Source organism: Pseudoalteromonas sp. S2721, assembly GCF_005887425.1.
Lineage (GTDB): Bacteria > Pseudomonadota > Gammaproteobacteria > Enterobacterales > Alteromonadaceae > Pseudoalteromonas > Pseudoalteromonas simplex.
Genome location: NZ_PNCZ01000012.1, coordinates 92,522 through 108,780, shown reverse-complemented (window position 1 = coordinate 108,780; position 16,259 = coordinate 92,522). Strand labels below are relative to the sequence as shown.

General features: G+C 40.0%; 11 protein-coding genes. 4 read left to right on the top strand and 7 right to left on the bottom strand.

Annotated elements, in window-relative coordinates:
* The first annotated feature begins 234 nt into the window (after positions 1–234).
* Entirely contained in the window at positions 235–1,782 is a 1,548-nt protein-coding gene (locus tag CWC02_RS05750) for a methyl-accepting chemotaxis protein (RefSeq protein ID WP_138616969.1), read from the top strand.
* A 59-nt stretch (positions 1,783–1,841) separates the two neighbouring features.
* Here the strand turns inward: CWC02_RS05750 and clpB are convergent, their stop codons facing one another.
* From clpB to rluD, 3 genes are all read right to left on the bottom strand, one after another.
* Entirely contained in the window at positions 1,842–4,418 is a 2,577-nt protein-coding gene (gene clpB, locus CWC02_RS05745) for an ATP-dependent chaperone ClpB (RefSeq protein ID WP_138616967.1), read from the bottom strand.
* Between the two features lie 109 nt (positions 4,419–4,527).
* Positions 4,528–5,250 (bottom strand): peptidoglycan editing factor PgeF, encoded by a 723-nt coding sequence (gene pgeF / locus CWC02_RS05740; protein ID WP_138616965.1) that lies wholly within the window; start codon positions 5,248–5,250, stop codon positions 4,528–4,530.
* Positions 5,251–5,255: 5 nt separating this feature from the next.
* On the bottom strand, positions 5,256–6,233 hold the full coding sequence (gene rluD, locus CWC02_RS05735; RefSeq protein WP_054551746.1) for a 23S rRNA pseudouridine(1911/1915/1917) synthase RluD: 978 nt from the start codon (positions 6,231–6,233) through the stop codon (positions 5,256–5,258).
* Between the two features lie 129 nt (positions 6,234–6,362).
* Here rluD and CWC02_RS05730 point away from each other — a divergent pair, with 129 nt between their 5' ends.
* Entirely contained in the window at positions 6,363–7,121 is a 759-nt protein-coding gene (locus tag CWC02_RS05730) for an outer membrane protein assembly factor BamD (protein ID WP_054551747.1), read from the top strand.
* A gap of 96 nt (positions 7,122–7,217) precedes the next feature.
* Here CWC02_RS05730 and CWC02_RS05725 read toward each other — a convergent pair whose 3' ends face one another.
* Entirely contained in the window at positions 7,218–7,556 is a 339-nt protein-coding gene (locus tag CWC02_RS05725) for a P-II family nitrogen regulator (protein ID WP_054551748.1), read from the bottom strand.
* A gap of 138 nt (positions 7,557–7,694) precedes the next feature.
* On the opposite strand from CWC02_RS05725, the gene CWC02_RS05720 reads away from it, so the two are divergent.
* Entirely contained in the window at positions 7,695–8,243 is a 549-nt protein-coding gene (locus CWC02_RS05720; RefSeq protein WP_054551749.1) for a GspH/FimT family pseudopilin, read from the top strand.
* Positions 8,244–8,314: 71 nt separating this feature from the next.
* Complete coding sequence (locus CWC02_RS05715) at positions 8,315–8,842, top strand: GspH/FimT family pseudopilin (protein WP_082389185.1); 528 nt, start codon at positions 8,315–8,317, stop codon at positions 8,840–8,842.
* A gap of 2 nt (positions 8,843–8,844) precedes the next feature.
* On the opposite strand, the gene CWC02_RS05710 is transcribed toward CWC02_RS05715, so the two are convergent.
* From CWC02_RS05710 to CWC02_RS05700, 3 genes are all read right to left on the bottom strand, one after another.
* Positions 8,845–9,270 (bottom strand): type IV pilin protein, encoded by a 426-nt coding sequence (locus CWC02_RS05710; RefSeq protein WP_054551751.1) that lies wholly within the window; start codon positions 9,268–9,270, stop codon positions 8,845–8,847.
* A gap of 108 nt (positions 9,271–9,378) precedes the next feature.
* Positions 9,379–12,597, bottom strand: a complete 3,219-nt coding sequence (locus tag CWC02_RS05705) for a pilus assembly protein (RefSeq protein ID WP_138616963.1) — start codon at positions 12,595–12,597, stop codon at positions 9,379–9,381.
* Between the two features lie 515 nt (positions 12,598–13,112).
* Entirely contained in the window at positions 13,113–16,247 is a 3,135-nt protein-coding gene (locus tag CWC02_RS05700; RefSeq protein WP_138616961.1) for a PilC/PilY family type IV pilus protein, read from the bottom strand.
* Positions 16,248–16,259 lie beyond the last annotated feature (12 nt).

Genomic DNA, 16,259 nt, shown 5'->3' with positions numbered 1-16,259 from the left:
TGTGACGAGTATAAATTTTATTAGTGCAAACAAAGACCGAAACAAGATAACAATTCTTTCATCCAATACTAAAGAACTAGAGCAACCATATTTTTTCTGCTTCGTTATTGTTCTAGATCAATTCTCTTAAACAATTTTTAAAAGTTTAACAAAGATCAATCTTCAAGCTCTTCCCTTACATTTTTCTGAGTTTATAATCCGCGCACCATAAAAAAGTATATTTCAAGGACTCATATGCGTCGTGGGCAAGAAATCATTAATCAGGAAGTAACATACTCTGACAATCAAGAGCTTGTCTCTACCACTGACTTACGTGGTGTTATCACATACGTAAATAAGGAATTTTGTACTATTGCTGGTTACAGCGAAGAAGAACTCCTCGGAAAAAACCATAACATAGTACGCCACCCAGATATGCCTAAAGCGGCATTTAAAGAGATGTGGGAAAAACTAAAACAAGGTCACTCTTGGCGTGGCATGGTGAAGAACCGCTGCAAAGATGGTCGCTACTATTGGGTCGATGCGTTCGTAACGCCAATTTACGAACATGGGCAGTTAGTTGGCTATCAATCTGTACGTACCAAACCAACTGAGCAATTAAAGAGTCGTGCAAAAGCGCTCTATACTAAAATTAATGATGGTAAATCAATCGCATCATTGCGTGAGAATATTTCACTAAGACAAATAGTGTCTGCGATTTTATTAGTTGCAGGTATTGTTGGTTTAGCTGTGGCCGCGTCATGGATGGTTGCTTTAGCCGCATGTGCGCTTATAGCGCTACTTTTTGCTCTAAATTATGACGAACTGGTTGTTACGCCTAGCCATTTAAAGCAGCAACGTGCAGAGTTTGATTCAGTATCAAGGTATGTCTATTCAGGATCACATCCATTTAGCATTGCTGCCTTTAATCAGCAAATGCTGTTTGCAAAGCTCAGAACGGTGCTCGGTCGTGTTAAAGACTCTACTTACTCGTTTAAAAATATTGCCACCAGCTTAGATAAACAATCGTCACTAACTGAGCAAGGCATTGCTGCACAAAGTCAACGTTTGAGTGATATTGCCACAGCAATGACGCAAATGAGCGCAACGATTGGCGAAATTTCTGCTAATACTCATCATACAGCTGATAAGGTTAAGACAACTTATCAAAGCTGTAACGATATCAAACTGCATATTGAAGACAACAGTAGCATGGTGTCTGATCTAGCTAACCAAGTAGAGCAAGCAGCCACTACCGCTAACTCTCTTGCTAGTGAAGCTGACAAAATAGGCCAAGTAATGAGTGAGATTGAAGGCATTGCTGAACAAACAAACTTATTAGCGCTGAATGCAGCAATTGAAGCAGCACGCGCAGGTGAGCATGGCCGTGGTTTTGCAGTTGTAGCAGATGAAGTACGCGCACTTTCTTCACGTACTCAAAATGCAACTTCGCAAATTCACAGCTCAATTAAAGAAATTCAAGATACTTTATTTAGCTGGTCTAAAGTAATGCAATCAACTAAAGCGCAAGCAGATAGTTGTGTTGATACGACTGCTCACACTCAAACTGAGCTAGCGAGCATCTTCGCGCAAATTGATGAAATATCAGGCCTTGCGACTGAGATATCGACGGCTGCTGAGGAACAACAAGTTGTCAGCACCGATATACGCGAAAATGTAGAAAGCATAAAAGGACACAGCGAAGAGAACTTAAAGCTTAGCTACAACGTGGCTAAAGATGCAGCGGGGCTTGTTGAAGGCTCACGCAAAGTTAACGATATGCTGTTAACCTTTAAAGTTTAAAGCTGATTAATACAAAAAAGCCGCATCATAAATGATGCGGCTTTTATTTTTTAGGCAAATTAGCGACTCGAGAAAACAAGTCCATTCTCATCAGCATCAATATGGATGATGGCACCTGGTTGGTAATCCCCACCTAATAATCGCTGTGCTAATGGGTTTTCAATGGTATGTTGAATAGCACGTTTTAAAGGCCTTGCCCCATAGACTGGATCAAAACCACTTTCAGCGATGCGGTCTAAAGCTGCATCTGTAACTTCAAGAATGTAGCCTTTTTCAGTTAATCGCTCACGTAGCTTACTTAACTGAATATCAGCAATTTCTTTAATGTGCTCATTAGCAAGTGGGTGGAATACCACGGTTTCGTCGATGCGGTTAATAAACTCAGGGCGGAACTGACTGACCAATACACCCATCACTTTTTCTTTTAACCCGGCATAATCATTTGAACCTGCTTGCTCTTGGATAATATCTGAGCCCAAGTTAGAGGTCATGATGATCACCGTATTTTTAAAATCAACGGTGCGGCCCTGACCATCCGTTAAACGGCCATCATCAAGCACTTGCAGTAAGATGTTAAATACATCAGGGTGCGCTTTTTCGACCTCATCCAATAAAATGACTGAATATGGGCGACGGCGTACAGCTTCAGTTAAATAGCCGCCCTCTTCATAGCCAACATAACCCGGAGGTGCACCCACTAAACGTGCCACCGAGTGTTTCTCCATAAACTCCGACATATCAATGCGCACCATGGCATCTTCAGTGTCAAACATAAAGCTGGCTAGTGCTTTTGTCAGCTCAGTTTTACCCACCCCTGTTGGGCCTAAGAATAGAAATGAACCGATTGGGCGATTTGGATCAGCAAGCCCAGCGCGAGAGCGACGAATTGCATTCGCAACAGCGACAACGGCTTCATCTTGACCAATCACTTTGTGATGTAATTGATCTTCCATTTGCAGTAGTTTTTCACGTTCACCTTGCAGCATTTTCGATACCGGAATGCCTGTCCAGCGCGATAAAATCTCCGCAATTTCGTCTTCACCTACTTGGTTTTTAAGCAAGCTCATTTCTTGCATTTCAGCTTGCGAAGCAAGGTCGAGTTTACGCTCAAGCTCAGGTATACGACCATATTGTAGTTCAGACATACGCTGTAAATCGCTGGCACGACGCGCCACTTCTAAATCAAGGCGCGCTTGCTCAAGCTCAGCTTTAATAACTTGCGTGCCTTGCAATGAGGCCTTCTCGGCATTCCACACTTCGTCTAGCTCGCGGTATTGCGCTTCAAGTTCAGTGATCAGCTCTTGCATTTCGGTGCGGCGCTTTTGACTCGCTTCGTCTTTTTCTTTCGCCAGCGCATTGTCTTCCAGTTTTAACTGAATAATACGACGTTCAAGCTTATCTAAAGACTCTGGTTTTGAGTCAATTTGCAAACGAATTGAAGAACCCGCTTCGTCAATTAAATCTATTGCCTTATCTGGTAATTGGCGATCGCTGATGTAACGGTGCGACAACTGCGCCGCAGCAACAATAGCCGGATCGGTAATATCAACTGAGTGATGCAGCTCATAACGCTCTTTTAAACCACGTAAAATCGCAATGGTGTCTTCAACCGATGGCTCATCAACAAACACTTTTTGGAAACGACGCTCAAGTGCCGCATCTTTTTCGATGTATTGACGATACTCATCAAGGGTTGTGGCACCCACGCAATGTAACTCACCACGGGCAAGTGCAGGCTTTAACATATTACCCGCATCCATTGCACCGTCTGTTTTACCTGCGCCTACCATAGTATGAATTTCATCAATAAAAAGGATGACTTGACCTTCTTCTTTGGCAAGTTCATTCAATACTGATTTTAAACGCTCTTCAAATTCACCACGGTATTTAGCACCCGCAACCAAAGCACCTAAATCAAGCGATAATACTCGCTTGTTTTTTAAGCCTTCAGGTACTTCTCCATTGATAATTCGTTGCGCAAGGCCTTCGGCAATTGCTGTTTTACCTACGCCCGGCTCACCAATTAATACCGGATTATTTTTAGTACGGCGTTGTAATACTTGGATCGTACGACGAATTTCGTCATCACGGCCAATAACAGGATCAAGCTTACCTTGCTCTGCTCGCTCAGTTAAATCGATGGTGAATTTTTTTAATGCCTGACGAGTTTCTTCAGCATTTGGATCTTCTACTTTTTGGCCGCCACGAATGGCTTCAATTGCAGATTCTATCTTGCTAGAAGTAATATTCAGCGCTTTAAAAATGTCGCCTAAAGGGCCTTTATCATCACACGCGGCAAGAACAAACAACTCACTCGAAATGAATTTATCTTTTCGTTTTTGAGCATATTTATCGCATAAGTTAATTAACGAAATCAGGTTATTTGACAGCTGAACATCGCCACCAATGCCTTCAACTTTAAACAGTTTTTCGATTTCTTGGGATAACTTGGTATTTAATTCGTCAGCACTGACACCTGCTTGTGCAAGTAACGCACGCACACTTGAACCATTTTGCTGAAGCAATGAATACATTAAATGCACAGGCTCAATAAATTGATGATCGCGCCCAAGTGCTAATGACTGCGCATCTGAAAGCGCAGATTGAAATTTACTTGTAAATCTATCTAAACGCATAAAGGGTTTACCTATTAAAAAATCTAATTGCTTAATTAATGGGTATGCTTAGTGATTTGTTCAAGTAAAAGAAGAAAATTTAATCGTATAAAATGCGTATAAAGGCGTATTAATTGCGCCAGATCAAGCTAGCCATACGGCCTGTTTGTCCATCTCGGCGATAAGAGAAAAACTGTGATTTATCAGTGACAGTACAGTACTCACCACCATATATTTTAACCACGCCTAATTGTGCCAGTTGCTGACGTGCCAGTAAGTAGATATCAGCCATGTATTTTTCATGTTTGGCTGTAAAGGCTTGTTGATGCACAGGGTTTTGTAAGCAAAAGCTATCTTTAACGTCTTGCCCGACTTCAAATTGCGAAGGACCAATAGCAGGGCCTAACCAAGCAATAATATCGTTTGCTGGCGCTTGAAAATGCGAAACCGTGTTTGCCAATATAGCTTGCGCTAAACCACGCCAGCCACCATGTACAGCTGCGACTTCATCCCCTGAACTCGAGCAAAGTAATACCGGCAAACAGTCTGCGGTCATTATTGCAAGAGGCTGCTTCACTAAACGGGTGTAAAGCGCATCAGCAGCGCGTACTTGGCTTAAGTCAGACTTTTCATCAATCACGATTACATCACTGCTATGTGTTTGGTTTAACCACACAGCAGGATTCGGCAGCTGATTTGTAAGTAAGGCGCGATTTGCAAGCACGGCTTGCTCATCATCACCAACATGTAAACCCACATTAAAACTATCAAAGGGTGCAACTGAAACACCGCCCTGTCGGATGGTGCTCAGTGCGCTAACTGTGTTTGGGGCTGTCCATGCTGGTGTGATCATAACGCTTAAAACTCGATATTTGGGTTTGCTTTAGTATCAGCGCGTAATGCTTCTGTCATTGCAGCCATATCATCTGGAATGGGCGCTTGCCAGGTCATTAGCTCACCCGTGATTGGGTGCGCAATTGATAACTTAACAGCATGTAATGCTTGGCGTTTAAAGTCGCGTAGCATTTGAAACAGTTCAGGTGTAGCACCTTTTGGCGGGCGCGGACGACCACCATAAAGTTGGTCGCCAACTAATGGGTGGTTTAAATAAGCCATGTGTACACGGATTTGGTGAGTACGGCCTGTTTCTAGGCGTAAACGTAAGCGTGTATGTGCTCTAAACTTTTCTGCAACACGGTAATGCGTAACCGCTGGTTTGCCCATTTCATGAACGGCCATGTGGGTACGTTTTGTTGCATGACGACCAATTGGTTTTTCAACCATGCCACCAGCAGTCATTGTGCCATTACAAATTGCTTCGTATTCACGAGTGAAGTTTTCACGCTTTTGTAACGCAGACACTAAATGTGTTTGTGCCGGAATAGTTTTCGCCACTACCATTAAACCTGTGGTGTCTTTATCTAGACGATGCACAATACCCGCACGAGGCACATTAATGATGTCTGGGTAATGGTGTAGCAACGCATTTAATACCGTGCCATCTGGGTTACCCGCACCTGGATGAACGACTAATCCCATTGGTTTATTAATTACCAAAATATCATCGTCTTCATAAACGATGTTTAATTTGATATTTTGTGCCTCATATTCACGAGGGGCTTCGATGGTTGTTTCTACACTCACCATTTCGCCACCGAGTAGTTTTTCGCGCGGCGTGTTTAATATTTCGCCGTTTACAGTGATTTTATCATCCAAAATCCACGTTTTTATACGTGATCGAGAATAATCAGGGAACAATTGCGCTAATACTTGGTCTAGACGTTTACCGCCAAGGTCAATTGGAACCTCGGCTTGGAGAGAAATTTGCTCTGACATTAGTAACTTTACCCAATTTACCAGTGCAAGCTGTGCTCGACTGGGTTAGAATCGCTTTAATATAATACGTATAGTTTACTCGGTTTTCCTCACTTGGCCTAGCCGAAGACATCGAAGGTAAGAAATAAAATGATAAATAAAATAGGGAAACGTGCGTTCGCCATAGTTTTTTCAGTATCTGTACTTGGCTTAGGTGCCTGTTCATCAGCACCCGATCAAGAAGATATCCAACGCGTTCCTAATAAATCTGCGCAAGCTTTATATGAAGATGCAAAACAAACATTAGATTCTGGCTTATATGCGCGTGCAATTGAGCTATTAAGTGCGATTGATTCTCGCTACCCTTTTGGTCCTTTATCAAAACAAGTACAAATGGACTTAGTGTATGCGCATTATCAAGCAGGTAATACTGAGCAAGCACTCGCAACAATCGACCGTTTTATTCGCTTAAACCCAAACCACAAAGATTTAGATTACATGTACTACATGCGTGGCTTGGTAAACATCAAAGCCGATGAAAACGCATTCCAAGAATATTTTGGTGTAGACCGTGCTGACAGGGATGCAAACCGCACTCGTGTTGCGTTTACTGATTTATCGACGCTTTTAAAGCGTTTTCCTAACAGTGCTTATGCACCAGAAGCAAAAAAGCGTTTAGTATGGCTACTTAATAAAATGGCGCGCTACGAGTTAAAAGTTGCAGAATACTACTATGAGCGAGAGGCGTACCTTGCTGCAGCAAACCGTGGTAAATATGTGGTTGAGCACTACTCACAAAGCAGCTACCTTGATCAAGCACTGGAGATCATGGAAAAAAGCTATAACAAGCTTGGCTTACCTGAGCTAAGTGAACACGCTAAAGCAACGCGAGAAGCTAACAAACGTTAAAATAGACTAAAAGCAAAAAAGGCGCCTTTGGCGCCTTTTTTAATGTTTGCGATCGAATATACCCAAACCAGCTCAAGGTGCGAGTTTCAGTTGGAATTAAATCGCGTCTTCATCTTCTTCAGCGGTACGAATACGTACAACACGCTCAACGTCAGTGACAAAGATTTTACCGTCACCAATTTTACCTGTTTGCGATGTTTTAACGATCACATCGATAGCACGGTCAACATCTTCGTCGCTTAATACGATATCTAGTTTTACCTTAGGTAAAAAGTCCACCATGTACTCAGCACCGCGATAAAGCTCGGTGTGTCCTTTTTGACGGCCAAAGCCTTTCACTTCGCTTACCGTCATCCCTGTGATGCCCACATCTGATAATGCTTCGCGCACATCATCAAGCTTAAATGGTTTAATAATTGCTTCGATTTTTTTCATTTTCGGGTTACTTATTATTTCTCGATTGCGTCGATTTTAGACAATCCCATTGCTGATGGCAAACAAAGCTATGAATTACGGTGATTAAATCAGCAATCATGATATTATTAAACAAAGTGATTCAAAATAGAGACAACAATGAAATCATTGCAACAGGGTTTTACATTATTGGAGTTAATGGTCACGATTGCTATTGTAGGTATTATTGCAACTATTGCGATCTGGGATAGCTCAGACCTACTAGAAAATGATAGAGCGGAAAGCTATTTGCAAGAGCTTAAACGCAATTTAAGTTTTGCCAGAGCAAAAGCTACTACTAGCGATGCTGTTGTGGTTGTTTGTAGTGGAAACACGTCAAGAATTGAAAATAATAGACGAGTCCCTTGTCTAAATGATTGGAGTCAAGGCACTTTATTCGTATTTTTCGATTCGAATCAAAATGGTATATACAACCCAAGAGTTGGCGATATCATTTTAAGGGTAATGGAAGAAATACCTGATAATAGTCAGTTAGCATTTTCAGGGGATCGCTCTTTAATATTCGATACCAGCGGTATGCTCACTTCAAACGCAGGAAAATTCACTTACTGCCCTTCTAAAGCTAATGATGATAACAATAAACAACTTGAGATTTTAAAATCTGGTACTGCTTTATATCGCGGCAGTACGACAGATGGCTGTAATTAATGTGCTAAAATTGACAACCCCTCTACTGAGCATATAGTTAAAATAACAGTCATTATTGGGAGTCTTCAAGGATGAGGACATTACATTTTATACGCTGTTGTAAAGGCGCTACTCTCATAGAAAGCATGGTTTTAATAGCGATTTTATCCTTGCTGTTGCATTTTGCGTTATTTGAATTCAAGCCAATGCTAGCAAAAAACCGACTAGACAACCGAGTCCATGAAATTAAAAGAGCATTGCACTTTGCTCGATTAAAAGCACAATCTAGTGGAAGTCGTGTTACCTTCTGTGCGCTCAACAATAATCGCTGCGAAAAGAAACTTTGGCATAAATCGCTTACCGTATTTGTTGATAGAGGAAACATTGGTATCTTTGAGAATAGCGATACTATTTTGCTTGAGCTTGAAGCAATTAACTCACTGGATATGTTTACTTATCCCCGCAACTCGGTAACCTTTGGACCAAGTGGTATACCTATGGCACTGAATAACGGCACGTTTTTATATTGTCCTGAGTATAAAAAAGAAAGCCTCAAAGGGCTTTCTATAACAATTAGTCCAATCGGCAGGGCCAGAGTAATTGATACTGATAAGTGTTGAGGCTACTTGCCCCAACACGTACTCGAATCAGCAGAGCCTTCAGACTTTTTGAGACCTGTATCTGTGATTATTAACTTTGTGCATTCTGTATCCTTTAGAGGTGGCCCTGATTCAGCAGTAGCCTCAAATTCGAAGGTACCCGCATTATTATCAACACTCGCCTTTAGCTTATAAAAATTGTTTTCTGTTCTCTCAGCGACACCAAGATCTCCTAGAGAAGTCGTGTATTCACGATTATCTACAAAATATTGCTCTTGTTTATTTGCTGCATCAAGCAAAGCAGTGATCCCCTCTGTTCTCGCTGTTCGCTTAACATGTTCAAAATAGTTTGGAATAGCAATGCTCGCGATAATCCCTAAAATTGCCACAGCAATCATAAGCTCTATTAAAGTAAAGCCCTTTTCACTAGTGTGTTGTATTTCATTCATTCTTTATAACCTTATAATCTGCTGAATCCAAACACGATTCCATCATAGGTTTAACACCTACTCAAAGCAACTGACAAGTCACTTATTTATAGCCGTGTTGCAATTAGGCTATTTTGAGCCATCATTAACTTCTCTTTTATAGATAAAGGTTTGTTGAGTTTTAAAGCCAAAACCAATAGGAACAGCGTCACTAACAAGCTTAATTTTACCGTCTTCAACAGTTATACCTGGGCCTAAGATTTCTTGAACCTTAAATGGGTTTTCTTGCCCCTTAATACCAGGTCCAATTGTTAGAAATTGACTTAACTCTTCGACTTTATCTTCAGTATCTTTAATGACATCTGGATTGTCAGGATCAGGTAAGTCATCACAATAGCCATTATTATTATTATCAACACAACTATTCCCCACGCCAAAATACAACTGAGGTGTGTCCGGAACATCATTGGAAGTAGTAAATTTCAGGCTATCGTAAACCTTTGTGCCATAGTGTAAATGAAAGGCATATACGCTTCCTGAGCCACCAGTTAACGAGCACTGGTTAGTTGTCTCGGTTGCAGAAGCAGGGGTATAGCTTGTGAAATAGGCAACCCCCCCTATAACTGTACTCGCAGCAAGTGATTTTTCTCCCACTGACGGAAGGTTATAATACCAGCCTTTATAGGCTCCAAGTTCAACTTCTAGCTTGGTAAATTTATCGACATTATCAAGCGCATTACCAAATGGATCTGAGTCCATATTCATTAAATCAGATTGAGTAATTACCTTGGGTACGTCACTACCTACAAAAGATTGAGTAACTGTATTAATATCTCGAATCATGAAAAGTTGATCCTTAGTTACTGTTGAAGTTGGCTTTGAACGATTACCACTGCCAACTAAAACTGCATCAAAGGGTGTATCTCGTCGAGAAAATATTTTTTTCCCATTAATAGTTGTTTCTGTGACCTTGCTGAACATAGTTCTTGCTATCAGCGGTTTGTAGAAAAAACGCCTATCTTGCGTACTCAAAGAACTGCCCAAACTTGCAAGTTTGAAGTGAGTCCAAGGACTATCAGAGCTATTTGGTTTTTCACTCGGCATATCTATTCGCCAAATATCACCACCTGTGTCAGTTGCATATAAACGGTCAACAAAGCCATCATAATCCGAATCAAGAACACTAACATCAGCCGCAATACTGTGCTTACCTTTAAAACCGTTTTCGGTTGGAGTTAGTGCCCAAATTTTATTTCCTGTTTGCGCATCAACAATATAGATCCCGCGGCCTTCGTTATCATCTGTTCGGATCACGTTATCCTTGTTAGTGTCGTAACCCGCACCAAAAATCAATACAGGACGTTTTTTATAGCCTTCCATATTAATATAGGTAACCGTAGGCTTAGACCAAGTTTGACCTAACTCTTTGAAGTCACCGGAACCACCTTCAATAGGTTGATTCCACAGTAAACTTGGTGAGTCGGGGTTTGTAATATCTAAGCCATAGTAATAATTACCACCACGCCTCAAACCAAAAAATGCCCAAACACGATCACTTCCATCTACCACACCATCATTATTTTTGTCATCGAAAAATACAGATATTGGACCATCAACACCATATACTTTAGTGTTCGCTTGATTCTCTCGTAGCGGCTTAATTATTTTGTACAAGCTACTTGGAATAAATGCCCAGCTTTCTTTAAGAACGTCCTTTTTATCTTGGAAAAAGTGTAAAAAGCCTGCATTTGTACCAATTAAAATGCGAATGTCATCATTACCATAATCAATTGTAACGGGTTTAGAATGTAGCGGATCACCGAAAATATCTTGTCGCTGGTCCACTGATGAAGAATCTCCATCCTCGTTATCAACATCTATCCCGCGCGCCCAATCAATTGTTTTTTGTAATTGTGACTTATCAACCCCAAACAACTTCGCGGCTTTTTCATCGCCACCTAAGGCACTCGAAACATTTTCTTTTGTAAAATCTACTAGACTAGACTTACCCGCGTCTGTGTATAACTTTCGCGATGCTAGTTTAGTTAAATGTAGATTTACGCCACCACGTTGCACTGTATTTCCATCAGCTTCTTCATTAGTTGGTAGCCAGAACGTTCTCGCTTTATTAGAAATCAAACCATCTTCATTAAGTGCTGATTTACCTGTTGAATCAACAATTTGATCACCAGACACTTTTAATTTTTTCAAATTTCCACGCCAACGCGCACCCGTTTCAGGGTAAAACATAGCGTAGTAAATCGATTCGCGGCTACGGGTTTGATCAACATTGTTACTCGCGATTGACGGTGAAGTGAAACTATCATTTACTTCACGGATTTGGGTGATTGTATTTTTCAATGCCTCGGATAATTGCTCTGACGTATTCGCATGCAGGTACTGGCCACCGCCTAATCGAGCAGTTTCCGAAAGTAGAGTTTTACCGTTATTACTCATCCCACTACCAAAGCCGATGGTATATACACGCCCTGTTTCATGGATATCCGTTGTGGTTGGCCTTAAGTCGACTTCAACATCATCAGTGCCATGTATGATCTGAGCTAACTTGTGTAGAAGAACCCCTGCAATTTTATCGTCATTTGATAATGAGCTACCAAAATACGACTTATATAATGCGCTAATATTAGAGTCTTGCTCATTATCAGATCCTGCAGATGGGTCCCCATCTGTCATGTAGATAATATTAACGGAGTTATCACAGCGCTTTACTTCATCAGGATTATCAAATGGTGAAATATATGAGAAATTAGTGATGACTTCATTTTCCCAACGACACCCCCACCAGTAACATTTACGAACTCTGTTTGTTGTAGTTGATTTATTCTCTACGGAAGTATCACGTAAAAGCTCATTGACTTTTTCACCATAGAATAAGTTTTGCCCTGTAATATATAAGTATGCTTCCCACAAAGTTTCAGTCAGCGGCGTACCACCATCAGCAGGTAAATTGGCAATCGTCGTTTTCAACGTTGACATTGGCGAGCCAATACCAGCAAGTACATAACCACCTTCAGTACTATTAAAGCGCATTATGCCAAAATCAATATCATCGTTACCATCAACCAGTTTAGTAATAGCATCTTGTGCAACGCCTAACCGACTATCTGAACACGGGATATACAAACCATTTGAGAACCCACAACTGTTACCCGAACTAGTAGAAAAGGCCATACTTCCAGAAGTATCGAATACAATTAATACGCGAGGTTTCTCATCGAGATCAACATTATGATTTACATAAAGCTCTATATCTTCTGCTGAACTAGAAAAGCTAACCGCAGCAAAGGCACAAAGAAGTATCCTGTTTACTGTTTTACTAATTTTCATTACTTCTCCCGTCACCTTAATGCTATTAATTTAGCGATTAGCTTTGTTATTGCCGAACTTCTGCTTTGTGATTTTCTGCAGCAGTTGAAAACCTTAACAGTGCGATAAATTACAACACCCTTATGTTTGAGTTGCTGCAATACTTATACAGAACCATAAAAAAGGCTAAAAAGCATTTTATAAAATTCAAACACACTATAATTATTATAATAAAAAGCTACTACTATTCCACACTTTTCTTATCTAAATTAATAATAAAAAAAATAATTAGAGCATAAAAGAGAAATAAGAAAAAACGACCGGAAAAATAATCCTGAATGGATTGGCAAAATAGTGGAAATAAAAAATAAAAGTATAAAATAAACAGCAACTTAATAGAGAGTGGAAATATTAATTTAATATAGAAAAAACACTGACAATGAGTTCACCCAAGTTAAGCTTATAAAACGGGTGACTGAGAAAATAAATACTCAAAAACTCATAAAGCCAGTGTTCAAAAAAGGATGTTATTTAATCTAGTAACTTCTGTCGTTCTCTTCTTTTTTATATATGTAAGTTTGTTGAACTTTAAAACCAAGAGGTTCATCACTCACTAATTTTATTTCTCCATTTTCAATAGTTAAACCGGGTCCATTTACCCCTTTGACTTTAAATGGGCTTTCTTCACCTATGATTTTGGGCCCAACAGTCATAAACTGACTTATCTTTGTTTGCTCAATTTTATCTTCTGAGTCATCATCATATCCATCGCAATAGCCATCGCCGTTTGTGTCTTTACAACTCTCAGTCTCACCAAAAAAGAGTTTTGGGGTATCCGGTACATCTGTGCCAGTTATAAATTTCAAGTTCTCATATACTTTTGTGCCATAGTGTAAATGAAATGCATACAGACTTCCCATTCCAGCGCTCAATGAGCATTGGTTTTCTGTGCTATCGTCAGATGCTGGAGAAAAGCTAGTATAATAAGCAACACCACCAATTACAGTGCTAGCAGCAAGCGACTTTTCACCTGCAGAAGAGAGGTTATAATACCAGCCTTTAAACTTCCCTAATTCCACTTCAAGGTCAACAAAAGCATCTATATCTTTCAAAGCGCTACCGAATGGATCTGAGTCAACATTCATTAAATTCGATTGAAAAATAACATCAGGAACATCATTACCTTTAAATGACTTAGTAACCGTATTGCTATCTCTAATCATAAATAGCTGGTCATTTGCCAATGTTGAAGTCGGTTTAGCTCTATTACCGCTACCAACCAATATTGCATCGTATGGAAAATCAATTCTAGTTGTCTCTGATTTCCCATTGACTATTGTCTTAGAAACTTTACTAAATACAGTCCGAGCTACCGTTGGTTTATAGAAAAATCTACGATCATTACTTGCAAGTTGGCTGCCTAAACTTGCGAGCTTAAAATGCGTCCATGGTTGTTCAGAGTCTTTTGGATTATCGCTTGGCATATCAATACGCCATATATTACCGCCTGTATCCGTAGCATAGAGCCGATCAATATAACCATCATAATCTGAGTCTAATAAGCTGATGTCTGAAGCAATACTATGTTCACCGGTGAAATCATTTTCATCAGGTGTTAATCCCCAAACTTTTTCGCCTGTCTCTGCATCTACAATATAAATGCCACGTCCTTTGTTATCATCACTTCGAAGCACATTATCTTTATTAGTATCATAACCTGCGCCAAAAATTAGTACTGGTCGGTCTTTAAAGCCATTCAAGTTAATATAAGCAACTTCTGGTTTAGACCAGGACTGGGCAAGTTCTTTAAAGTCACCAACCCCACCTTTTAATGGTTCTTTCCATAACAGTTTAGGTTGATTTGGGTTAGTAATATCAAGTGCATAATATTCATTCCCGCCTCGTCTTAGGCCAAAAAATGCCCATACTCTATCTGAACTATTAACAACACCATCACCGTTTTTATCATCAAAGAAAACTGAAATAGCGCCATCAACACCGTAGACTTTCGTATCTTGTGTATTATCTCTCAGTGGTTTTATAATTTTATACAAGCTCCGTGGTATGAATGCCCAGCTTTCGGCTAATACATCATTTTTATCTTGAAACATATGCAAATAGCCTGCATTAGTTCCAATTAAAATACGAACGTCATCATTACCATAATCTATAGTTACAGGTTTTGAATGCAGGGGATCACCAAAAATATCTTGACGAGAATCATCTGTTTCCCCATCGTTATCTTCATCATTAACATCCAAACCTCGCGACCAGTTTATGAGATCTTCTACCTCATCGGGTGAAGATTCAAAATCAACGGCAGCTTTGGCGATTGTATTATAGTGGAATACTACTCTATACCTTGTAAAATTAAGTAACCTTCCCCCTGAAAGGTTAGTAAGAACCTTTCTACCGGTATTTGGTAAGCTTGAAATATTTGCAAGATATGAGTTAACACCACCTAACTCAACTGCATTCCCATCTGGTAAATCGGAATTTGACCAAAAAGTTTTAGCTTCTTTTGCTATCAACCCATCACTTTGAATGGCGGACTGCCCATTAGCATCGACTATAATATCGCCCGAAACTTTCAATTTTTTCAAATTACCACGCCAACGGGCATTAGTGCTGGGATAGAACATAGTGTAATACAAACCATCTCTACTACGAGTTTGATCGGCATTATTTGAGGCTGTCGATGGAGCCGTAAAAGTTCCGGACTCATTTCTAAGAACCGCAAACGTTTCTTTCAGCTTTTCAGATAATGCTTTTCCATCACTGGCAAAAAAGTATTTCCCACCTCCAAGTTCAGCAGTTTTCTCAAGTAAATCCTTTGCAGGCTCACTTAGACCATTACCAAAACCAATTGTGTAAATAATACCTTGATCATGAATTTTAGGCGTCTTTTTATTTAAATCGACAATTACTTCGTCTGTTCCGTGTATTACTTTTGCAAGGGCCGCTAAATAGTTTAGATTATGTTCATAACCATAAAGAGGGGCAGGCTCTGAGAAGTAGAATTGATTAAGCTTTTCAATATCAGCGTCTCGCTCATTATCATTCTGAGGCTCGCCATCAGTTATTAGCAGTACATTTACAGTGTTATCGCACCTTTTATCACCGGTTAGCTTTGTATCAAATGGAGAAAGGTATTTTTTTCCAATTTCTGCTTTTGTATCTCTCTCATCTACGGCAACTAAGGAGCCAAAATCAACTTTTTGGCCAGTTAAGTACATGTAAACTTCCCAAAGTGACTCGGTGACAGGAGTCGAGCCTCCTGCTTTGATCCCACGAATCAAGTTTTTTAGGGTATTATGCTCTGTGCCTAAGCTCGCTTTTACATACCCCCCATGAGAGGGAGCAAAACGGTTAAAGCCAAAGTCCATATCAGAATTATTCTCAATTGTTTCAATTATGATATCTCTAGCAGCTGCTATTCTACTTTCAGGGCACTCAACTAAGTAACCTCCCGTAGGGTGATGGCAACGACTGCCATCAGTTGCTGAGAAAAGCATACTTCCTGATGTATCGAGTAAAAAAATAACTCTTTGTTTTTCTTTTAAGTCATGGTCATAATTGACGTACAACTCCGTATCATCCGCATACCCACTACAACCAATGAATAAAAAACTAATAACTGAGAGCTGACATAATAAGTTTAGTTTTCTCATAAAATTTTCCTT